The following is a 22,622-nucleotide window of genomic DNA, read 5'->3' as shown; positions in this document are numbered from 1 at the left end:
ATAAACATGTATCTATTACCTCGGTTTAAAGTGGCTCCTATTGCCCTAGCACTACTGCTTACAGGTTGTGCGGTTGGACCTGATTACGAAGAAACACAAACAACAATGGCTGAAACTTTTCTCTACAGCCAGAATAGCGAGAACCACAGCGAGACAAACCAACAACACCGTCACTGGTGGACGCAATTTAATGATCCTACGCTAAACCAATTAGTGACCGACGTTCAAAACCAAAACATCCCTCTTAAATTGGCGGCAGAACGCATCAAGATCGCTAACTCGTACAAGAGTGTCGTTGAATCGTTCAAAGTACCCACAGTGAACGTTGGCGGCGGTTACTACAACTATCAACTGAGTGAGAACGACTCCCTACTCGGCCCAGTCTTTGGGGCGTCAGACGCAGTTGAATCTGCAACAGGCATGTCGTTATTGGAAGCGCAACACGATGGTAGTTTCTTAGGTGCGAGCATAGCATGGGAAATGGACTTGTTTGGTCGAATTGACAAGCAATCCAACGCCGCAACGATTCGTATTGAACAAGCTGAAATATTCCAATCCGGTTTGAACACACTGATCACCGCAGATGTGATTCACAACTACCTGCAATACCGTGGCGCTCAAGAACGTAAAGCGATTGCCCTTGAGAACATTCAAGATCAAAAGCAAACACTGGAACTGGTCACCAAGGTTGTAAGAAGTGGTTATGGTTCTGAACTAGACCTTGCTCAAGCCAAAGCAATGCTTGCCGGAACAGAGTCTATCGTGCCGCAACTGGAGATAGCAGAGCAAGTTCACAAGCAGCGTATGGCAGTATTGTTAGGTCAATCACTCATAAGCGTGAATCAGCGTTTAGCTGTCGAATTTACCTTGCCAAGAATGACAGACATTATCCCTACGGGGTTACCTTCTGACTTGTTGGAACAACGCCCAGACATCCGAATCGCAGAACGTGAAATGGCGGCGATTAACGAAGAACTCGGCGCCAGCATTGCTAATCGCTATCCGAAGTTCTTCCTAACGGGCACACCAGGTATCACCGCAGGTAGCTTTGATGATCTGTTCAGTAGCGACTCGTTCGGTTGGGCTGCATCTGCAGGCATCAGTTGGAATGTATTCGATGGTGGCAGGGGTGAAGCCATGGTGGAAATGAACGAAGCTAGATTCCGTTCTGCTGCGCTTAACTACCAACACTCGGTAGACAGCGCGTTTGCAGAAGTAGACTCAACATTGTTCGCTTATGGCAGAAGCCAAGAAAACCAAAAGCGGATAGATGAAGCAACAGCCGCCGTGGACAACGCCGTAAGCAAAGCGAAGTCATTATACAAAGCGGGTCTAGTTGATTACTTGTCGGTACTCGACGCACAAAGACAACAAAAAGCGATGCAAGATCGTCAAGTAGCCGCCAAGCTTCAAACGGCCAACACCACGATTGCGGTATATAAAGCGTTAGGTGGAGATTGGAAAGTTGCTAGTGAAACACAAAGTGTCGAATTAGCTTCTGCAAACTAGGAAATCTATACACACCCCTTCAAACCAATGATCTCAATAAAAATACCGCTGACTCGATCAGCGGTATTTTTGTCATTATATAAAACTCAACTATCTTTACCTGCTCAACATGAAGATGCAGGTTTCAATCTCTGAAAACTATCCGTAATTCCGGATGTCAACGGGCCTGTAACCTCAGGCAACACCAATCCGTACAAAAAAACCATGCTGTACTGAATGCATAATTAATAACTAGGCCTACCAAGTAGCTGATTGATATATCTTTCTCTTTAAGCGAAGTGCTTCTCCCAGCTTGGTGGTGTACCAATGATCTCTTGAACGATTTCAATAAAGGCCAACACCAGCGGCGACTGCTTTCGATGAGTGTACATAGCATAGATATCACCAAAAGACGGAATTTCGCGCTCTGGCAACAATTGCACCAAACCTTGCTCAGCCAAACCTTCATTCAGCATAAATTGGCCTATCTGACCAAAACCGAGCGAGGCTTTTATACTTTCGACAATTAACTCAGGCTCGTTCACTCGGTAGTTGCCTTTTAGGGCGTAAGTTTCAAGCTCCCCAGTGTTACTCTCTAGATAGAACTGAACTTTGTCCGCAACAAAACCTGCATGTGAGTAGATAATGCTTGGTAACATCGTCAGCTCTTCTGGGCTGCGTGGCATACCGTGCTTATCAATAAATGCTTCTGAGGCAACTATGACCGTTTTGTTGTCGGCAAGCTTCTTGGCAATCATCGACGAATCTCTCATTGGGCCAATACGAAAGACAATATCAAACCCCTCGCCCACCAAATCAACACGGCTATCATCTAGTATCAATTCAATCGACGCTCTTGGGTAACGAGTTAGAAACTCCTCAACTGCTTTTTGCAGAAACCGACGACCGAACAGAGTCGTGCTCGATATACGGAGATTACCGATAGGTTCTTTATAGAAACACGCGGCTATATTTTCCGTATCTTCAAGCAACTCACTCACCTTCACTGCTTGCTCTACGATCTGTTTTCCTACATGAGTGAACGAAAGTGAGCGGGTTGTGCGATTGATCAACCTTACACCTAAGTGCTCCTCAAGTTGTTTTACCTGCTTTGATAAAACAGAGCGATCAACGTTCAGCCTATCTGCAGCTTTGGCAAAAGATCCTGCTTTGGAAACTTCAAGAAGCAGTTCTAATCGTGTTGCTAAGTCCATTGTTTCGTCCAACTTTGACACTTTGTACAAGATATTACTGCACATGAAGTGTCACTTAAATTTATAAAATTATTAGGCAGCGCCTAATACAGTAATAAGTACTATGTAGTTAATCTTCAAGCCCAAGCCATGAGGTGATCGGTCGTTTTTCATGTACCACAACGAAATGAGTTCATACGCAAGGAAAAAGCAATGCAGTCTGCTAACCCCACACAAGACAACTAAAAAGATCACCAACAAGCAAAATTAGAAAGATATAAACAGAAAAACATCAATCAAGTCAGTGAGCTAACGCAGAAAACTATTAATGGTATGCTTTCCCGAGAAAGATAACCCCTTTATTCGACAGACAACAGATATCAAAAACAAAGCCCCTTACGACAAACGTTAGAGGGCTTTTCAATTTAGGCCTAATCTTCAATTAGAATTAGATTCAATTCCGCTTTCTATTCACCAACATATAAAAGACTGGCGTTAACAATAACCCAAATACGGTTACGCCAAGCATGCCATAGAAAACCGCGGTTCCCATCGCTTGACGCATTTCTGCACCAGCACCAGTGGCAAGCATTAACGGAATAACACCCGCAGTGAAAGCAATGGAAGTCATTAAGATTGGACGTAAACGCAACCGACACGCCTCCACAATAGCATCTAGTGGGCTTTGTCCCTGATCTTTTAGCTCTTTTGCAAACTCAACCATTAAGATCGCGTTCTTACTTGCCAAGGCTACCAACACAATCAAGGCGATTTGAGTGAAAATGTTGTTATCTCCCCCAACATACCAAACCCCAGCCAACGCCGATAAGATGGTCATAGGCACAATCAAAATAATAGAGAATGGCAAAGTTAAACTCTCATACTGAGACGCCAGAACCATAAACACCAGTAGCACGACCAATGGGAAGATATAGACCATGGTATTACCCGCAATGATCTGTTGGTATGTCACCTCCGTCCATTCATAAGCCATACCTTCAGATAGGGTTTGCGCCAGTACCTCTTCAATAGCACTTTGAGCCTGATCAGAGCTGTAACCAAATGCTGGGCTACCGTTAAGCTCTGCACTTGGGTATCCGTTGTAGTGCATCACTCGGTCTGGACCAATTGATGGAACGACTTCCAGCACAGCTCCTAAAGGCACCATGTCACCGCGAGCGTTTCTCACTTCATATTTCAAAATCTGTTTCGGATCGACCCTAAAATTCGCGTCCGCTTGTGCGTTCACTTGATAAGTACGACCAAACAAATTGAAATCATTGACATATAAAGAGCCAAGGTAAACCTGTAATGCATCAAACACTTGCTCAAGCGGAATGCCTTGTAACATAGCCTGCTCGCGGTCAATGTTGATCTCCATTTGCGGAACTTGAACCCTAAAGGTCGAATACAAACCTATGAGCTCAGGGCGAGCGCGCGCTTCCAGAATCACTTGGTTTAACTGATTGAATAGCTCTTCGAATCCTTTATTCGAACGGTCTTCAATCTGCAATTTAAATCCACCTGTAGAGCCCAGGCCTTGAATTGGAGGGGGTGGGAAAATCCCAACAAACGCTTCATCAATAGCAGAAAAACGCTTATTGAGCTCAGCAACAATAGCATTAGCATAGAGATCCGGCGTCGTACGCTTATCAAAAGACTCCAAACTAACAAAAACAATGCCGCTATTTGGGCTGTTAGTGAAACCATTCACTGAAAGCCCAGGGAAAGAGATTGTCTGCGCCACCCCCGGAATTTCGAGCGCCATTTGCTCCATTTCACGGATTACTGCATCGGTTCTGTCTAAGCTCGCTGCATCAGGTAATTGAGCTATTGCAACCAAGTATTGTTTATCTTGCTGCGGGATGAAGCCTCCTGGCACTGCGTTAAACAAGGTCGCTGTGCTACCGAGTAAACCAAAGTAGATCACGACAACAATCGCACTCATTCGAATGAGCTTTTTAACCAAGCTTTGGTATTGATTTGAGCTTGCATCAAACAGTCTATTGAACGGTGCAAATAAAAAACGCCCAAAGATGGTATCCAATACACGTGTCAACCAATCTGGCTTGGCGTCCTTCTCTTTAAGCAGAAGAGCAGAAAGCGCAGGCGACAGCGTCAAAGAGTTGAACGCAGAGATGATGGTCGAGATCGTAATCGTCAATGCGAACTGTTTGTAGAACTGGCCAGATAAACCAGTAATAAAGGTCGTTGGTACAAATACCGCACACAAGACCAAAGCGATCGCGATGATTGGCCCTGTAACTTCCGACATTGCTTGTTTTGTCGCATCCAATGGAGAGAGACCGTTATGAATATTCCGCTCAACATTCTCAACCACCACAATCGCATCATCGACAACAATGCCTATTGCGAGCACTAAACCAAACAGAGACAAGGTATTAATAGACACGCCTAACCACTGCATGACTGCAAATGTCCCGACCAAAGACACTGGGACTGCAATAATCGGTATGATTGATGCTCGCCATGTTTGCAGAAACAATATCACCACAATCACAACGAGAATGATCGCTTCCAACAACGTGTGAATGACTGCATCAATAGACTCTCGTACGAAGACGGTAGGGTCATACGCGATCTCATAAGAGACACCTTGTGGAAACTTCTCAGATAAATTCGCCATAACAGAACGTACATCATCAGACAACTGAATTGCATTAGAACCCGGTCGCTGGAAAATCGGCATCGCCACTGCAGGTTTGCCATTCAGCATTGCTCTTAACGCATAGGTATTCTGACCTAACTCGACCTCAGCGACATCGCGAAGACGTGTTATTCCACCGTTTTTGCCAACTTTGACTACGATATCTCGAAATTCATCAAGATCTGCCAAACGGCCTTTTACATTTAACAGAATCTGAAATTGGTTATCGATACTCGCAGGTTGCGCACCCAACGAGCCTGCTGCAACTTGCTGGTTTTGGGCACGTACAGCATTAACCACATCCATCGCGGTTAGGTTACGAGAAGCGAGTTCATCTGGGTTAAGCCAGAGGCGCATCGAGTATTCACCGCCGCCGAATAGCCGCACGTCACCCACACCACCTAATCTTGCGACTTCATCCTTGATGTAGAGATTTGTGTAGTTAGACAGGTAACTGATTTCTCGACTCTCATCTGGCGAGTAGATATGAACCACCATCGTTAAGTCGGGTGACGCTTTCTCTGCGATAACACCTAGGCGTTGAACCGCTTGCGGTAGACGCGGAAGCGCACTATTCACACGGTTTTGTACCTGTACTTGAGCCTTATCCAGATCAGTCCCTAGAGCAAAAGTAACCGTTAGTGTCATACGACCGTCACTCGTCGCTTGAGAAAACATGTACAGCATATTCTCGGTGCCGGTGATCTCCTGCTCTAATGGTGTAGCAACCGTTTCAGCAATCACTTTCGGGTTGGCACCTGGATAATTGGCTGTCACCACTACGGTTGGAGGAACTACTTCAGGATACTCACTGACCGGCAATTGAAACAGAGAAATACCACCGGCAATAAGAATGAGTAGTGAAAGCATAGATGCGAAAATGGGTCTCTGAATAAAGAAGTGCGCAAATTTCATAATTCTCTACTCCTATTGACCTTGCATCGAAGAGACACTTTGCTCTTGCGTTTCTAGCTTCGCCAATGTCAATCGCGTACTTGAAAGATCAAGATCCACAGGACGTGGAATAATCTCAGTATTTGGCCCAACCTTTGCTGGACCATTTACCGCAATGTAATCACTGCTCTCTAGGCCACTAATAACAGCTCGATACTTACCGTAGCGCTCGCCCAGCTCTATAGGTCGGTATTCTAAGACATTTGCTTCATTCATCGTTAAAACAAAACGGTTTTCTAGGTCTGTACCTATTGCTCGCTCTGGAACCAATAAAACATCTTGCTCATCACTGGTTGTGATTTGCACACGGCCAAACGAACCTACCAACAAAGGATGTTTATTTGAATCGAAAACGGCGCGCACAGTCAACGTACCCGTATTAATGTCAATGGCGTTATCAACGAAGTCAACTCTCCCCGTGACCGATGTATCAGATAGCCCAGACAGAGTAAGACGAGCTGGTAATTCAGACTCTACAGTCGTTCTAGAAAAGTATCGGTTCCAAGTACGTTCATCCACATTAAAGTACGCATATACCTTTCCATTAGAGACGATGTCTGTAAGCACACTCTGGTTGGGATTAACGTTGTTACCTTCAGTGATAAAAGCATGAGAAATTGTGCCACTGATGGGCGCATAGATACGTGTAAAATCCAAGTCTAGTTGAGCTAATTTCAATTGAGCCACAATTGCTGACAGCTCCGCCGCACGTTGCTTCACCGCTGTAGAACGCGTTTCAGCCTGCTCTGCAGATATAGCTCTGCGTTTAATCAACTCGTCCGCACGCTTAAGTTCACTCTTGGCTTGAGAAAGTGCGGCTAGTGCACTCGACTTCTGAGCCTTAAGCTGTTCAACACGAGCAGCAAATGGACGAGCATCTAGTGTCACTAACAGATCGCCTTTTTCCACTCGTTGTCCATCCTGAAACTCAATCGTCTCGATCATTCCCGACACTCGCGGCATTAAAGACACTTCTTTGGGCGCTTCTATGCGTGTGGTGTAAGTAAACCACTGTTGTACTGGCTCTTGCGCCACTTGTGCAATATCGAGTTCAGGAAGAACCTTCGATGGCGCTAAGGCCTTTGCCTCTTCGCCACTGCACCCATTAAGCACTGCTAACAACACGCTAGCAGCAATCATTTTTTTATACATAAATAACCTCACCTATTTGCGGCGGCTATTCTAAGAAGGTGCGGTGATGCAGAAAAGCCCCCAATTCAAACATTTAGTAATGCCTAATTTGCACGATTGAAAACCCGACTTGATCGTTGAACCCTTGTTATCACGGGTTCAACGTACTTTTCAGCCTCTTTACCAGCAAGCTATTACCGTTATTGTATTTTCATCTACAAAATAACCATTACGTCTAACTAGAGGACATTTGCATACTCTTTGTACACTTTCATGGCCTAACGGAAGAGTTATCGAAGTATCTCGATATTGGTGCACAAAACACACTAGTAAAGTGCAAATAAAACCATAATTTTTGCGAATAGGTTTTGTAGAATGCGCACTTCATCACATCTAATTGCAAAAATATTACTAGGAGTTTGAGTATGGACTTAGCTACTCAACTGGAACTACTGCTCGACGTATCTGAATACGGCACCTTTGCAAAGGCGGCCGATAGGAACCACATTGACCGTTCCGCACTGTCTAAACAGATAAAAAAATTAGAAGACAGCCTAGGGCTAAGACTGCTCAACCGCTCGACCCGATCGCTATCACTCACCAATGCTGGCGAAGAGATGGTCCAACAGGCGAAGAAAATACGTGAGCTGCTGACTGAGACCAAAAAGCTTGCAGACACTTTTCACGCTGAGCCGCGGGGTCATTTAAAGATCTCGAGTTCGTCGTTCTTTGGTCGTACATACCTTAAAAAAGCCGTCAAAAGCTTCATGCACAAGTACCCCTACATTACGGTAGAAGTTTTACTCTCTGATCATAAAGTTGACGTGATCAGTGAAGGTTACGACGTTGTATTTCGCATCGGCCCAATTCGCGAGTCGAACATGATTGTGCGCAAACTTGCGACCAATAAATTAGCCATCATTGCTTCAGAAGGTTTCTTAGCAAGACACGGTAATCCGCAAACACTGGAAAAGTTGATAGAGCTACCAGCGGTGGTTTACTCAAGTGAATCTTTCATATCGGACAAGATTAGAATTGTCGATGACGAACAAGCTGGTGAAATCAAAACCTTCAATATGAATGCCAAGTACAAGGTAAACGAAACTGATCTCATCATGGACGCAGTGAAAGACGGCCTTGGCTATGCTGTTATTGGGCAATTCATGCTACAGGAAGAACTAGAAAAACAAGGACTTGTACAACTTCTACCTGAATACCAACTATCAACTCACAGCGATATATTTGCTATGTACTCACACCGTAATCAACAACCTCTCGCCAAGCTGTTTATCGACTCAATACAGAATGAAATTGGTACAACGCCGATTTGGGAAACCTACTTGTAACAAGGCTCCCGTTTTACTCTATCGTTTTACCACTTTCTGGATTCATATAATGCAATATATCAGCCCAATTTATGACGAACGACGCGGCAACCGCATTTTTGATACGTTCATTATTTTACATAGCTGCGTACTCACATTAGTCATTGCTTACATTAGTATTCACTTTGACTCTCATACCAAAGAGAGCTCTGTACTTGAGATCAGCCAGGTTGTTATCCTTCTAGGCACTGCACTAATCAGTTACTTCAAAGCGCGAGAGAGTCATGCCTTTTCATCGATATTAAAAATTCATTCTCTGATCATGTTACTGCTCGTTTCGAGAGAACTTGACCAAGTGTTTGAGTTGTTCTTTTTTCATGGCTTTTGGAAGGTCCCCGCTAGTGTCATATCAGCAATAATCTTCTATAAACTGCTTTCCAATCAAAAAAGCATCATTGCTGGAGCAAACCGATTTTTCACTACAGATAGTTTTCTTATCTGGGTCATCGGTTTCTTTATGTTCTTTATATTTTCTCGCATTGCCGGCTACAAAGGCTTCTGGATGGATTTTTTAGGTGATGGCTACAATAGAGATATAAAAACACTAGTTGAAGAAGGACTAGAATTCTTCGGTTACTCTTTCCTTCTCTCTGGAATTATATTAATAAGAGAAAAAAGATAACCAAGTTCCTATCATTTTTGATAAAAGATCGAAAAACAATAAGATAGAATATTTTATACCAAATACTTGTGCTTATTATTTACCATAGTTAATTGATAATTACTCACTTTTAAATAATCCATGTGTATAGATAATTACTTCGACTTAAAACACAATGTAGTGGTAATTAAAATATGGACAAGAAAATCATTTCGCTGGCAATTGGTGCCGCAATCTTTGGCTCTGCAGTTAATGCAGCACAAGTTTACTCTGATTCAGAAACTGAACTGAATATTCACGGTAGAGCTCAAGGTGCTTACTATTTTTCTAGTGATAAAAATATCGACGGAGACCAAAGCTACATCCGTGTTGGCCTAGACGGAAAATCTCAAATTAATGATGATTTATATGCATTCGGTTTGTACGAGCTGCAATTTAAATCTAATAGCGGCAACGAAAACGAAGACGAATTTGACGTACGTAAAGGTTACGTAGGTGTGGGTTCTGAGCTTTGGACGGTTAGCTACGGTCGCCAATTTGGTGCAGTAACACTAGTGTCTGATTACACAGATATCTTCCCAGAGTTTGGTAACGAAGCTGCAGGTGTAAGTGCTGATCTATTTGGTACTGGCCGTTCAGATTCTGTATTCAAAGCAACGGGTTCTTACGATGCTCTTAATGTACACGTAAGCTACCAAGGCGAGAATGACCAAGTTTCAACAGATGCCTCTTCATACGGCATTGCAGCAGACTATGCACTGCCGTTTGGCATGAAAGTAGCACTAGGTTACAACGAAGGTGAAGGTGCAGCTGCTGGCGCAGATTCTGAACTTCTAACGGCAGCAGTTTCATACACCTACGAAGATCTGTACGCTGCAGTAGTGTTCAGCGATGGCGAGAACTGGGAAAAAGATGGTACGGATAACGATATTGACTACGAAGGTATTGAAGCAGTCGTTACTTACCAGGTAACTAAAGAGCTTAACGCTCTAATCGGTTATAACAACCTAGAGAAAGACGGTGTAGATACAGTTGATTACTACTCACTAGGTGGTGAATACAACCTAACTCCTAACTTCAAAACACTTGCTGAATACAAGATCACCGACGTAGACGGTGAAGATGATATTTTAGCGTTAGCACTTCGCTACTCGTTCTAATATTAATCAAGAAAAAGCCCACTTATAGTGGGCTTTTTTATATCTAAAGATAGCTTGATGCAAGTATTACCACAATGTATGGTTATTTATTATCGAGACAAATCACTATATTTAAAATATTATTTACCTCGTTGACTTTCCCCACTGCCTTTGAAAGTTACTTATTAACTGCGAAATATTCTAGCAGCAATTTATTGCTGCTTTTTTTACCTATCAAACACCCGCCACTTTCACTTTCACTTTCACTTTCACTTTCACTTTCACTTTCACTAAAAACATAAACCTCTCAAAGAAAAAAATCGAAAATATAAAATTATTACGTAGCTATACCTTTAGCTGCATTGTCACTAGATGATCTCTTCATTTAATAGTTTCTATAAGCTTCACAAACTGTATAAAAACACCTCCAACGTTAAAAATGTCACCACACCTGGGTCAAAAATGGAAAACCAAGCCTTTATTCGTGCATTTTTAACATCAGTGAAAAGAAGAATGTGATATTTATCACACTTCAATTCTGCATAATAATAGCGTTGTACCGAGGCAAAGCGCCTCAAGAAAATAAAATTATTTGAGGATTACATTATGAAACGCATTATTACTCTTGCAGCAACTATTGCATTTACTTCAGCTTCTTTCGCTTCATCTTCTTGGGTTCAAATTGATCGTGAAGCCGATCTAAATGTGGGTGTTTTTGCCACTCAGAAACAGGCACAAAACGCTGCTGAAGAGTTTGCTTCTTCACTAAATACAATGAGCAATCAAGAGCTAAAAGCAACGTTACCAACGAATCAACATCACTTTGTACGTAACGTACACCTAGGTGAATCAAATGTATCAGTTGAACAAATAGAAAGTGGTAAATATCAAGCAAACCTACAGCAAGACTACGCATTCACTGCGTTTGACCGTGACTAATCTAGAAACCCAAACGCATAGATGAAGCAACAGACGCCGTGGATAACGCCGTAAGCAAAGCGAAGTCATTATATAAAGCGGGCCTAGTCGATTATTTGCCTTTGTTCGACGAACAAAGCAACAAAAGTGATACGAGATCGCCAAGTGGCCGAAAAGCTTCAAATAATCAACACCACGATTGCGGTATATAAAGCGTTAGGTGGAGATTGGCAAGTTGCTAGTGAAATACAAAGTGTCGAATTAGCTTCTGCAAACTAGAGAAGCTATACGCGACTCTTCAAACCAATGCTCTCAATAAAAAATACCGCTGACTCGATCAGCGGTATTTTTGTCATTATATAAAACTCAACTGTCTGGATGTCGCTTAGCCCATTCTTTCAAGGCATCACCCATTGTCAACCCAGTCGCACTTTTCATCCAAAGCATAAAATCACGGTTGAATTTAAACTGCTCACCAAATTGGGATTTGAAATATCGGCGAACATTCTGAGTCGTTTTGTAGCTATCTGTAATAACGGTACTGTCGTCAATTTTATTCTTATGCCAATCAACCTTTTCCATGGCTTTAACCTCTTCTATTCGCTCAATACATGAATCACGCGTTTCGAGGACCAAACATGATAATCGCCATACCAAGTAGAGCGATTGAGCCACCTACCATATCCCACGTTGTCGGTTTTTCGCCATCAACCAACCACAGCCATATCAATGCAACCGAGATATACACACCGCCATATGCCGCATAAACCCGACCTGTCGCTGTCGGATGTAGAGTGAGTAACCAAGCAAACGCAGCAAGACTAATTGCAGCCGGAATTAAAATCAGAATACTCTTATCTTGCCTAAGCCAAAGGTAAGGCAAATAACAGCCGACGATTTCCGCTATCGCAGTTAATACAAAAAGACCTACTGTTTTAAATTCAATCACAAAATACCTTATCGGCTAACCAATCAAGCTAGCAGAAATATAGAGCCACCTTAGGATCGAGACTCAAAATAAAAACTAGATATTGAAAGCTAGAGAACAGTTACGCCTTCAACTTCAATCACTGAGTTAACATTAGCGCGTTCGATTACCTTGAGTAAGGTTGTTTGAATGAGCTCATTATCTCTAATTTCAGTTTCACAAGAAAAACGCTCTTCTTGAACACTGTCTCCCTCGCCCATTACAAATTGGACGGCTACTTGAGTTGCAACCTCTTTTGTTGGGCCAAAGTACGCTAACGTAATTTTAGGGTAGCCGTTGTCGCCTTTCTTAACCTGTTTAGCAATCCGTTTCTTCGCTTTATCTAAATTCATACCACTTCCTTTTTAAGCTGAAACTCAAGATGACACTAACGTCTTGTTATGTCGATGCTTCACTATAAAGTATTACCACAATCGCCACATGATTTTATGGCCGAGAATCCGCTTTTTCTTGTGTTAGTTTTTCCACATGAACTACAAAATTTTACAGAGTGGACATTGTAAATGGAAACTAAAGTGACCAATGGAACCCAGACCAACAATTTTGCTCCTCCACCACCCGATAAATAGATATATCCAATTAAGAAAATACCAAAAGTAACATTCTGGAAAGTCCACAACGCTTGTTTGAACTTAGCGTTTTTGATGACAAAAAATGTAAAAAATCCAATAACGCTACTGATAAGCCCATAAGCAATAAACCCTATAAAGATTTCTTGTTGACTCATAAACTGTCCTTGTTCATATATCACTTTACGGTCCGAGTAACGCCACTAACCTAAACCATAAGACGTTAAACACTAACCTAGCATTAAACGAGAAGTGCCAAGCCTTGTAAATCAGTTGCAAGCGTACTTTTCAAATTTTAATCACATTCAGTTGAGCACATAACAGCGCGTGAGAATTACGCGCCAAGAAGCGGTAGATGTTTTCGTTGCTGATAAGTTAAGGCGAGCTCTAAGCACTGCTTAATAGGCGCCTTTGGAAGTGGTTCTGTTAGGTTCAAGACGATTGACCGATTACCTTGAAATGCCAACGTACCATCGTGTAACTCTCTGAATGTGTCGACTAGCTTTGTTTGACAGTTAAAAAACAAGAAATAGTTGTTTGGCGATTTCAATTTCCAGTCGATTCGAATTGGGCTGCCTGTCTTAACGCTGTAACTCGGCTCACCCCATTTCAGAGACTCTTCGACGTCACCTAAACCCAAATCAGAGGAAAGCTCAAAGATTAATGAACGTAACTCTTCAAGCCGGCCCCGAACATCATCAGGATACTCGTCGAAATGTGTTTTGATTGCTTTGTCCATTGAACCTCCGATTCACTTGTTGCGATATAAAGGCGCTGCTAACTCAAACTATGCTTGGCTATATAGCTTGCTAAGTGTCCTGTTGAACCCAAACCACATTTTCAAGAAGCAGCGCTCCTATATACTCGAAGAAATACTCTAGATCAGACCGACTTGCTTCCACTATTCTCACGCAGTCTCCTTTTTGCGCATGATTATTTCTTTTAGAACGGTACCAATACTGCTAACTACAAACGTAAAAGCAGACACCACAATTGGCCCATAAAAATCAAACGCACCGTCTGTCATAAAAAAGTACTGATAGATCGCAAAACCAGATCCAATACTTACAGCTAACTGCATATTTCTGAATATTCGTTGTTTCATGTTGATTCCCTTGGTTTCTTTGTCGTGACCATCGTTCAACTGTTGTACTTAGACCTGGTGCGTCAATGACTCTATGCTTATTCAAGAGACAGTTCTACTTAAGTGTTTGTTACGCTTGCAGCTCCATCAAGTACTCATCATCCGCTTTTTTCACAATCACAAAACCCATCTGCAAATACAACTGTTGAGCGGGATTGGTTTTAATGACACTTAAACCTATTTTAGAGCTCGTTATTACAGCTTTCTCGATCAATCCATTAATCAACGTCCTACCAATCTTTAAACCTTGGTATTCGGGATCAATTTGAATTTGCACCAAATGCCAGTAGTTAAGATCTTTATTGTAGGTAGCCTTGAATAATCCAATGGGTTCATTGTCCAACTCAACGATTTTCGCATGCGCAAATTCATAGCGTATTCGCTTTTCATGCTCTTCGTTAGTTGTTGATATACCAACATCTTCCAAATATTGGTTCATCGTTTTATCGCGCAGTGAAAGTAAAAAAGGAATATCTTTTTCACTTGCCTGTCTGAGGGAAATATCCATTCCTACTCCGTAAGCCTAATACCTGCATAACACGTTCTCTGCTATGCGATTAAGTCCAAACTTACCACTCAACGCGGTAAACCAAAAGTAGCCTAGAGTGGCGAAGATAGCAAATTGGGTGGATGTACTATATCGAGAATGTTAAGTGACTATTTTCTTTGACATATTGTAGCCAGAAATAGCAAAGCCAATTTCTTGATACAGCTTTAACGCTCTCTGATTTTGGTAAGCAACTCTCAGCTTTATCTGTTCAATACCAACCGATTTCAATTGCGATTCAAGAACAGAGATTGCCAATTTTCCGTAACCATTATTACGGAAGTTTGGAAAAATAAAGAAGTCATAAATAAACGTGGATTTGTCAGCTGCATTAATTGAATGCCACAAATAACCAACCAATTCTGAACCCGATTCAACGCACAACAACGCATGAACGTTAGTTTCTAAGCCATTTGGAAAACTACGAAGAAGATCCTGATTAGCCAATTCAATCGCCCTATCCAATGAATGACCATAGTTTTCAACAATTTCACGACTGTAATCATCAATAAAATAATCACAATAAGCTGGATATTCACTTGAGGTCATTGGTCTGAGCTTAATCATGTCTAATCCTTTAAAACGATGAACTCAGAAAACGATATAACGCCTTGTTTTGAAATTCAATGTGAGTTCTGAACAAATTTGGAATTTAAAATACCACGTGTTGGCTGTCTGCTTGGATTGATCAAATGGCTTGTTAGCATCGCGTTTTAGCATAAATCATCGTGCTATCGATCTCACCTGACGGCAGTCGCCTAGAGTTAATTAGTGTTGCTTCAGCCTCATAACCACAACGCTTTGCAACAGCCTGACTCTTAAGGTTTGACGCTGCCATTCTAATTTCTAATCGTAGTGCTAATAAGTCATGAAAAGCGTATTGTTCAACCAAACCAACAGCTTCAGTTATGTAGCCAAAACCAGTTTTTGAAGTTTGTAACCAATAGCCAATTTCAAAATATGGTACGGATTTATCTCTGACAATAAAACCTACAACGCCGATAAACAACCCTGTTTTCTTTTCAATGATATTAAACCAAAATTCACCAGTACAGCTGGCAAAATTCACCATTGCTTCTTTAGTGTTATCTTCTAAAGTTTGTTTAGATAATAAGCCTGAAACCCAAGGCAAAAACTGGGAGAGATCTTGCTTACATTCCTCAATGACTCCATACATAGCATCGATATAATTTAAGGAAGGAGGTTCCAATTTTAATCTTTCACTTTCCATCTAAACTCCGATGTTAACAAGTGCTTATAAACCGTTTGTCAGTACTAAAATTCATCACATGTATCACGCTCTTCATATTCAGGGAAATCAATTTCAATGGAACCGTTATCATTGAGGACAAACAGTACCCTTCCATGCTCGATACCAGCGTCATTCATGTCAGAGCAACCACGATAGACTTCCCAATCGTATGAATAGTCGAGTTGATATTGATTGGAACTCACGTAAGAAATCTTTACAACTTCAATACCATTAACATTGTGAGCCATATGATCTATGTGAGACAGATCTGGAACTAGTTTCTGTTCAAAGTTACTTTTGTTTTTGGATAAAAACCTAGCCAACTCTTCACACAAATGAGTGCCATTAACTAAGGGTTGATATGAACTAGAAAAAAACATTTTCAATACTCCTAAACCTACCATTGTAAACACAAAACCCAACGTATCGTAAAATACCAAGCATTGACGTCCTGCTTTACTACTTGTTATGTGAATTCTCGGTTGAAACGCCGAACTTTAGTACGTATGTTTTTCATAGGTGATGACGTATTAAACTGAATCATGCGCCCCAAAGTCCATTGTTCATACCACGCAACACCATACAAATCATGGTCACTTAAGCTTGAAATGAGTAAAAGTATCTCGTTAACCGTCGACTCAAGTTCAATGAGTAAATCATCGTATTTCCAATCACGATACTCCTCGTGGAAGCTTTCGGCGAGTGGGCCTAATTGGTTCCATTTGTAACCAGTTTCCGGGAAATCTACCTGTTTATGCTGAGATCTTTGGTGATGCCATTTAAGAACGAGCTTACCCCAACCAATCAAGTAAGCCACTGTATCACTAACGCTAATGGTTGTACCTTTGACGTTCCCCTCTACTCCAAATGTACGAACTTTCCTTTCTGGAGTTGAACGATAATCAGCCATGAGTTTCGGAAATATCGAGTTTATAGCTAGCTCCAATTCATCCTTATTTCTTGGTACAGAAGACATTTTAACCTCCATTAACATAACAAATGACATGGATTCGCCCTATAGGGGGGGATCTGCCACACTTATGTGGTGCTTAATTGTGCCGTAATCCCTAAAGCTGATTTAAACCTTAAATGCCAAGCGTTGAGAATCTACTTAAATGGTTTGTTATAAATTTGAGTATGGATTCATCCATGCCTTAGGAAATTTAGAGAACAACGTATAACTAATTGCTTCACGTAAACTAAACTTGCCTAAAAGGCACATTACTAAAGAAAAAACACTCGCGACACATACAACACCGGCATACACCGACAATACTAGCACTAAGATCTGTGAACCTAGAAATTGATAAACACCATACTCTGAACCATCTAATTGGCTTAACGGTAAATTAAGATCAACGCCAAACCAACCTGTTAACAGCATGCTTGATTTAATACAGAAGAAGATGCCCAAAATTACACCAAAAAAACCAACATAAGACGTGATTTTTTGATATTTCATCGGTAATCGATACTGTGCTTTAACCGCTTTAATAACCATTACACCGCCTCATTTATAGCGCTAAGCTAGGCGAAAAAATACGGTTGGCTAAAATGTGCGAGCACAAGCGAGAGCTAACAGTAATCTTTCCGTTTTTGAGTGACTTGTTAGATTTTTGAACAGTCCGCCGTTTTTACATTAGCTTCCGTGATGTATTTACTATCTTTATCGTAGTAATGGTAAGAAATATCGATAGCATTATCTACAAAATATTCCATCCCTGGCGAAGTACAAACAAAACCGGTTACTTGCTTAGTAATTATTTCTTGGACTTTTTCAGTATCGAAATCATCCACGCTGTAATTTATCAAGGTGTATTTATACACCAACTTATTTTCAACTGCATACGAACTATCAATTCGGGTCTCACTATCAACCATTTGTGGTGCAATTTTGTTAATTGCGTTAACTGAAGCTTTTAATACATCAGCTATTGTCGTTTCTTCATTCTGAACCGGTGTAGACTGGCAACCAGCGACCATTATTAAAGCAATAGTTGATAACAATAATTTTTTCATATAATTCTCGATAAAAAATATAACGAATGATATAGACTCCTTCTACCTGACACTCTGTGTGGCATACTTATTTAGTACACGCTTAAGAACTAGAAGTTACTATACCCACCATTCAAACTATTGACGTGACCTCGACAAGAATGCGTTTAGTATTCACATCGTTGATGCATATGGCAAGTGCATCCTACGCAAAACTGTTAAAAAAAACAAAATCTTAGACACATTCGCTAAGTTACCGCTCTGCCTCATTTGCATCGAGACTTGCTCTGGTGCACACCTTTGAGCGAGAGAACTGCTTCAAGATCTATCGAACAAGATTTAATACCTTAACCTAGAAATACTGCACTATGATCGCAGAGTCTCTGGTTTAGTCCCTGAGATGGCTTCAGCCAAAGCCCTGATGGATATGGATATTCCAGGAGTCGATGAACACAGTGCCAGTGTCGAGACCGTAAATGACGCCAAACAATTTGGCTCTAGCCGCCAATTTGCCGCTTGGATAGAGTTGGTTCCAAGACAATACTCAACAGGTGATCATGTCCATCTTGGTCGCATTAGCAAAAGAGGCGAAAAACACATTCGCACTCTACTTATTCATGGCGTAAGAACTGTTATTGCACGATGTAAAGAGAAAACCGATCGCAACAGTATTTGGTTAAATCAACTCGTTGAACGACGAGGCTATAAACGAGCAGCTGTCGCCCTAGCAGCAAAGAATGCTCGTATAATATGGGCATGATTAACAACAGGAAAAGAGTACAAGAATAACTATGTAAACGGTTAACACTCACCGAGTCAAAGCAATATCAAATGATGACAATACAACGCCAAATTAAGGTGTGAACAACGCCACTACCTTACCTAACGGATTGTGCCATAAACACAAAACTAGACTGAAGTGAAACCGCCAAGCGTTGTGAATCACTCTTAAATTTATTGTTAGGCAAACTATTTCGCCCAAAACTCTTCGGCAACAATTTTGTGATGATTCATTGAGTGTTCACTATCAAAGTGAGACTTAGTAAATAGGCTATATAGTGGAAAAATGATGTCATGAGACATTTCAATAATGTCTTTTGCATCAGAGTAAACTAAACCGAAGTCATTGGCTTCAAACACTCTTCGCCCCGAACCATCAGCAGATTGGAATTCTTTATGGGATATCATTTTATTTCTAGCATTATTTACCCGTGAACCAATTTCAGAAGTAAGCAGCACTTCATAATTGGTAGTTGCCTGCTCAAGAAGTTGATCAAACCAAGTTGCTTTCAACTTGCTATCCTCTGCGCGGATGTAGTCTTTTGTGTCCTCAGATAAATCTCCGTCAAATGATAGAATTTCCTTTTGGCTCGTGTCACAAAACCATTTTCTTAATTGATTTAAAAAGCTTTCGTCTTCAAGGCTCTTAAAAACATTATGAATGCTTGCTACTTTCTTGTGCGTATCGAACAAGATTGCTCGCATTTCTGACAGTACGTACATATATAGAGAAAATCGAATACTGTTAGCTCCACTGGCTGCGTACGAACCATCCCAACGAGCAAGTAAATCGGGGTTGTCTAATAATTGGCCGAACAACTTCTGATTTTGATCAGCTAGAAAGTAGGTGTTTACGATACTGGAAAGCATCATCTCATTCTTTTCTATTCGATTCTGAATTTTGCTGTTCATATTTCCTCTGTTTGCCTAACGAATGACATGGATTCCCCCTACCGAGGATCTGCCACACTTATGTGGTACTTAAATGCATCGGAGGCACCATGTCTGATTATTCTTATTTCTGCGGTATCGACCTAGCTAAAAACCACTTTAGTCTTCATGCCGTAGACCAAAATGGTAAGGTCATACTTCATAAGTCAGTAACCCGCTCTAAACTACTGACTACAATAGCAAATATGCCACTCATGCGTATAGGTGTTGAAGCGTGTGGTGGTGCACATTATTGGGCAAGAACACTCAATAAACTGGGTCACGACACCCGCATTATGGCTGTTAAATACGTAATTCCTTATCGAACCAAGGGAAAGAACGACCTTAATGATGCCGTTGCCATATGAGAAGCTGTTCAGCGGCCATCAACTCGCTTTGTGCCTGCTAAGTCCCCCGAGCAACAAGCTATCTTATCGGTACATAGAATGAGAGAGCATTGGGTTCGTGAACGCACCGCGCTTATGAATCGCATGCGCGCCCTACTTTCTGAGTTCGGGTTGATCATTCCCGTTGGTCGCTCTTCATTGATGAAACTGGTTCCCTTAATGCTCGAAGATGCAGAAAATGAACTGCCACATCTCGCTAGAACAGTAATAGCCGATGCTTATCACCACCTTGGTGAATTGAATCAACGTATCGCCGATACTGAACAAGTCTTTGATTCTTTTGCTAAGGTCAGCGCTAATGTTCAACGAGTGATGAGGGTTCGAGGCATCGGTCCTCAAACCGCTACTGCGATACTCGCTTCGATAGGCAATGGCTCTCAATTTGATAAAAGCCGTGATTTCTCTGCTTGGCTAGGACTCGTACCAAAGCAATATTCCACAGGAGGAAAACCTCGCTTAGGCCGAATAACCAAACACGGTGATAAATACTTACGAACACTATTAGTTCATGGCGCAAGGACCGTGATTGCCAACCTTGGCGACAAGCAAGATAAGTTAAGTCAGTGGTGTCGCGGCGTTCTAGAACGAAGAGGAATGAACCGAGCAATAGTGGCACTGGCCGCGAAGAACGCACGAATTATATGGTCGCTTTTACACAATCAAACAGAATACGAAAACTATGCTGCTTAAATAAAAAACTAAGCAGCATAAAGAGTTAAACCCACCGGGTCATTGCAGACGCTAATGATGGAGATAGGTTAAGACCACTTGCGGAGAGCCTGTTAATGCGGCGGACACACTAGATGTCATCTAACGAATAAGGCACCGCAGTCGCGCAAAGTCATCAGGGCCACGACGTATGCGAATCGTCGATAAGTAGGCCGAATGTAGAGCGGCAGTCCAAAACCCATCAACATAAGTTTAGCGGATGTTTGACAACCGGGGGAATCCATGTAGCCGCATTAAGGTGTGAGCAACGCTACCACGAAACTTAACCATACCACCATAAACACAAAACCCAACGCTGGAATGAAAAGTTCCAAGCGTTGGGAATCACTCTTAAATGCTTTGTTAGCTGTCTAATTTTGACTCTAAAAGGCTAACCAACCACTCATTAATAGAAGAATTAAGATCTTCTTTATCTTGGTAAATAATTATTTGAGAAGAAGACAAATCAAAGGTTATATCTTTTTCGCTTCGAGATATTAATATAACATCTTTACCTAACGCATGAGCAATACCAAGCTCGTAAAATACATTAGGATTTCGCCCTGAAATATTTGCAACAACAAGTTTCGAGCTTAACATTTCCTTAATGATATGGGGTAACAAGTTATTTTGGACTTTGACATCATCACCTCTAGTACAAGTATATTTATGTCTTACAAATGCCTCTTTAACCCATTGATAGTCTTTATCGTATTCATCATTGAAAGGAGTTAAAACAAAGACGGTCTTACTTTTAACCTCAACATCCTTACTTACACCCATCCTTTCTAGAAAGTCATCAGCGCTATCTTTGCGGATTTTCTGGTTACCACCTATTACTAGATGATTGACACTTTCAAAACGATCTTGACTCATAGTCATTCTGGCATTGAGTTTAGCAATTTCAACTTCTAGATCTTTACGATAGCTATCCTTACTGTACTCTTTTGATTTTAAGTAAGAAGCTAGCAATCCCCTTATAGAAACAAAACCTACCGCAATCATAAGCATTGTCGGCATTGACTGGATTAGCGTTTCAATCGCAAGGCTATTAATGTCAATCATTTTGCAACCTCGCTGACTTGCATAACTAAAATTGAGAAATGAAGCATATAAGCAGACACTATAAATGATAAGAAAAGATAAGCGTTCGCTCTTTTTGAGTTCAATTGGGTTATATTGTCTACCTCTAGATAATTGTAAATGCCAATTGATACACCCAATACGAACAGACCAAGCATTGCCATTGACAATAACCCAATAGCATGAACTGGTTGAAGTACTGCAGATGCAAATACGAATGAACACGCTACTGTTTTAATTTCAATAGGCAACACAATTAATGAGCGATAAAAGTTAAGCCCAGAAATTCGCTTGTACACAAAACATTTCATAAGAAATGTCATTAGCAGTAAGCCTATCGGAAACAGCCAGCTACCTCCAGTCAAGATAGCACTAGAAAACTTACTGATAAGTCCAGGCATTTCACTTTGTTCAAAAGTCCCCAATCCTACATCCCATAGCGTATAAATTATTAATAATAAAGATGATTTTAACGAAAAAACTTCGATTTGTCACAAAATTTGCCATCGAGTGATGTAGACTGCTAACGCCCTGTTAAGGTGTGAGCAACGCAATACCGATGCTTCCGCATACCACCTTAAACACTAAACGCAACGCAGAGTAAAAATGCCAAGCGTTGCGAATGATCTTCACCCGATAAAATGGACACCCTATCTTCTTTAACCCGTCATGACTTCATATTCATGCGGGCTTCGATATCCAAGACTTGAGTGCAGTCTATAACGGTTATAAAAATGCT

General features: G+C 41.4%; 23 protein-coding genes and 3 pseudogenes. 8 read left to right on the top strand and 18 right to left on the bottom strand.

Features of this window, described 5'->3' with window-relative positions; translation table 11 throughout:
* The first annotated feature begins 6 nt into the window (after nucleotides 1-6).
* Complete coding sequence (locus tag L8S15_RS13940) at nucleotides 7-1,509, top strand: efflux transporter outer membrane subunit (RefSeq protein WP_280573686.1); 1,503 nt, start codon at nucleotides 7-9, stop codon at nucleotides 1,507-1,509.
* 269 nt (nucleotides 1,510-1,778) lie between these two features.
* Here the strand turns inward: L8S15_RS13940 and L8S15_RS13935 are convergent, their stop codons facing one another.
* The 3 genes from L8S15_RS13935 to L8S15_RS13925 form a co-directional block, all read right to left on the bottom strand.
* The gene (locus L8S15_RS13935; protein WP_010440963.1) at nucleotides 1,779-2,702 is read right to left on the bottom strand and encodes a LysR family transcriptional regulator; all 924 of its coding nucleotides are present in this window, start codon (nucleotides 2,700-2,702) and stop codon (nucleotides 1,779-1,781) included.
* 433 nt (nucleotides 2,703-3,135) lie between these two features.
* Complete coding sequence (locus L8S15_RS13930; RefSeq protein ID WP_102308837.1) at nucleotides 3,136-6,264, bottom strand: multidrug efflux RND transporter permease subunit; 3,129 nt, start codon at nucleotides 6,262-6,264, stop codon at nucleotides 3,136-3,138.
* 12 nt (nucleotides 6,265-6,276) lie between these two features.
* On the bottom strand, nucleotides 6,277-7,455 hold the full coding sequence (locus L8S15_RS13925; protein WP_016786444.1) for an efflux RND transporter periplasmic adaptor subunit: 1,179 nt from the start codon (nucleotides 7,453-7,455) through the stop codon (nucleotides 6,277-6,279).
* A gap of 404 nt (nucleotides 7,456-7,859) precedes the next feature.
* Here L8S15_RS13925 and L8S15_RS13920 point away from each other — a divergent pair, with 404 nt between their 5' ends.
* From L8S15_RS13920 to L8S15_RS21850, 5 genes and pseudogenes are all read left to right on the top strand, one after another.
* On the top strand, nucleotides 7,860-8,780 hold the full coding sequence (locus L8S15_RS13920; protein ID WP_016766855.1) for a LysR family transcriptional regulator: 921 nt from the start codon (nucleotides 7,860-7,862) through the stop codon (nucleotides 8,778-8,780).
* 49 nt (nucleotides 8,781-8,829) lie between these two features.
* Nucleotides 8,830-9,441 (top strand): hypothetical protein, encoded by a 612-nt coding sequence (locus L8S15_RS13915; RefSeq protein WP_016797687.1) that lies wholly within the window; start codon nucleotides 8,830-8,832, stop codon nucleotides 9,439-9,441.
* A 173-nt stretch (nucleotides 9,442-9,614) separates the two neighbouring features.
* Nucleotides 9,615-10,580, top strand: a complete 966-nt coding sequence (locus L8S15_RS13910) for a porin (protein ID WP_016788682.1) — start codon at nucleotides 9,615-9,617, stop codon at nucleotides 10,578-10,580.
* 585 nt (nucleotides 10,581-11,165) lie between these two features.
* Nucleotides 11,166-11,498: a DUF3316 domain-containing protein gene (locus tag L8S15_RS13905; RefSeq protein WP_010440976.1), complete on the top strand. Its 333-nt coding sequence runs from the start codon at nucleotides 11,166-11,168 to the stop codon at nucleotides 11,496-11,498.
* Between the two features lie 11 nt (nucleotides 11,499-11,509).
* Nucleotides 11,510-11,756 (top strand): annotated as a pseudogene (locus L8S15_RS21850) (hypothetical protein); the annotation flags it as partial.
* Between the two features lie 87 nt (nucleotides 11,757-11,843).
* Here L8S15_RS21850 and L8S15_RS13900 read toward each other — a convergent pair.
* The 13 genes from L8S15_RS13900 to L8S15_RS13840 form a co-directional block, all read right to left on the bottom strand.
* Nucleotides 11,844-12,059: a DUF6434 domain-containing protein gene (locus L8S15_RS13900; protein ID WP_010440981.1), complete on the bottom strand. Its 216-nt coding sequence runs from the start codon at nucleotides 12,057-12,059 to the stop codon at nucleotides 11,844-11,846.
* Nucleotides 12,060-12,093: 34 nt separating this feature from the next.
* Nucleotides 12,094-12,426, bottom strand: a complete 333-nt coding sequence (locus L8S15_RS13895; RefSeq protein ID WP_010440983.1) for a YnfA family protein — start codon at nucleotides 12,424-12,426, stop codon at nucleotides 12,094-12,096.
* Between the two features lie 89 nt (nucleotides 12,427-12,515).
* On the bottom strand, nucleotides 12,516-12,797 hold the full coding sequence (locus L8S15_RS13890) for a hypothetical protein (RefSeq protein ID WP_010440984.1): 282 nt from the start codon (nucleotides 12,795-12,797) through the stop codon (nucleotides 12,516-12,518).
* A 62-nt stretch (nucleotides 12,798-12,859) separates the two neighbouring features.
* On the bottom strand, nucleotides 12,860-13,192 hold the full coding sequence (locus L8S15_RS13885; RefSeq protein ID WP_016768469.1) for a hypothetical protein: 333 nt from the start codon (nucleotides 13,190-13,192) through the stop codon (nucleotides 12,860-12,862).
* Between the two features lie 176 nt (nucleotides 13,193-13,368).
* On the bottom strand, nucleotides 13,369-13,773 hold the full coding sequence (locus L8S15_RS13880; RefSeq protein WP_016788687.1) for a DUF1801 domain-containing protein: 405 nt from the start codon (nucleotides 13,771-13,773) through the stop codon (nucleotides 13,369-13,371).
* Nucleotides 13,774-13,941: 168 nt separating this feature from the next.
* Nucleotides 13,942-14,139 carry a hypothetical protein gene (locus L8S15_RS13875; protein WP_016768471.1) on the bottom strand — a complete coding sequence of 66 codons (198 nt, stop codon included), beginning with the start codon at nucleotides 14,137-14,139 and terminating at the stop codon, nucleotides 13,942-13,944.
* A 109-nt stretch (nucleotides 14,140-14,248) separates the two neighbouring features.
* Nucleotides 14,249-14,686: a GNAT family N-acetyltransferase gene (locus L8S15_RS13870; protein WP_280573674.1), complete on the bottom strand. Its 438-nt coding sequence runs from the start codon at nucleotides 14,684-14,686 to the stop codon at nucleotides 14,249-14,251.
* Between the two features lie 141 nt (nucleotides 14,687-14,827).
* Nucleotides 14,828-15,292 (bottom strand): GNAT family N-acetyltransferase, encoded by a 465-nt coding sequence (locus L8S15_RS13865; RefSeq protein ID WP_016797688.1) that lies wholly within the window; start codon nucleotides 15,290-15,292, stop codon nucleotides 14,828-14,830.
* 133 nt (nucleotides 15,293-15,425) lie between these two features.
* Nucleotides 15,426-15,956, bottom strand: a complete 531-nt coding sequence (locus L8S15_RS13860) for a GNAT family N-acetyltransferase (protein WP_016797689.1) — start codon at nucleotides 15,954-15,956, stop codon at nucleotides 15,426-15,428.
* A 44-nt stretch (nucleotides 15,957-16,000) separates the two neighbouring features.
* Nucleotides 16,001-16,357 (bottom strand): hypothetical protein, encoded by a 357-nt coding sequence (locus tag L8S15_RS13855; RefSeq protein ID WP_016789330.1) that lies wholly within the window; start codon nucleotides 16,355-16,357, stop codon nucleotides 16,001-16,003.
* A gap of 86 nt (nucleotides 16,358-16,443) precedes the next feature.
* Nucleotides 16,444-16,953 (bottom strand): ClbS/DfsB family four-helix bundle protein, encoded by a 510-nt coding sequence (locus L8S15_RS13850; protein WP_171343984.1) that lies wholly within the window; start codon nucleotides 16,951-16,953, stop codon nucleotides 16,444-16,446.
* A 147-nt stretch (nucleotides 16,954-17,100) separates the two neighbouring features.
* Nucleotides 17,101-17,478, bottom strand: coding sequence for a hypothetical protein (locus L8S15_RS13845; protein WP_016768474.1), 378 nt, complete (start codon nucleotides 17,476-17,478; stop codon nucleotides 17,101-17,103).
* A gap of 107 nt (nucleotides 17,479-17,585) precedes the next feature.
* Nucleotides 17,586-17,996 (bottom strand): hypothetical protein, encoded by a 411-nt coding sequence (locus L8S15_RS13840; protein ID WP_010441004.1) that lies wholly within the window; start codon nucleotides 17,994-17,996, stop codon nucleotides 17,586-17,588.
* Between the two features lie 151 nt (nucleotides 17,997-18,147).
* Here L8S15_RS13840 and L8S15_RS13835 point away from each other — a divergent pair.
* Nucleotides 18,148-18,735, top strand: a pseudogene (locus tag L8S15_RS13835) (transposase).
* A gap of 209 nt (nucleotides 18,736-18,944) precedes the next feature.
* Here the strand turns inward: L8S15_RS13835 and L8S15_RS13830 are convergent.
* On the bottom strand, nucleotides 18,945-19,667 hold the full coding sequence (locus L8S15_RS13830; RefSeq protein WP_016788688.1) for a hypothetical protein: 723 nt from the start codon (nucleotides 19,665-19,667) through the stop codon (nucleotides 18,945-18,947).
* A gap of 89 nt (nucleotides 19,668-19,756) precedes the next feature.
* On the opposite strand from L8S15_RS13830, the pseudogene L8S15_RS13825 reads away from it, so the two are divergent.
* Nucleotides 19,757-20,782: pseudogene (locus L8S15_RS13825) on the top strand (IS110 family transposase).
* 381 nt (nucleotides 20,783-21,163) lie between these two features.
* On the opposite strand, the gene L8S15_RS13820 reads toward L8S15_RS13825, so the two are convergent.
* The gene (locus L8S15_RS13820; protein WP_280573665.1) at nucleotides 21,164-21,865 is read right to left on the bottom strand and encodes a hypothetical protein; all 702 of its coding nucleotides are present in this window, start codon (nucleotides 21,863-21,865) and stop codon (nucleotides 21,164-21,166) included.
* Nucleotides 21,866-22,622 lie beyond the last annotated feature (757 nt).

The sequence above is a fragment of the Vibrio sp. S/42/10 genome, from assembly GCF_029890535.1.
In the GTDB taxonomy this organism is placed as follows: Bacteria; Pseudomonadota; Gammaproteobacteria; order Enterobacterales; family Vibrionaceae; genus Vibrio; species Vibrio cyclitrophicus.
This window is presented reverse-complemented; position numbering and strand designations above follow the sequence as displayed.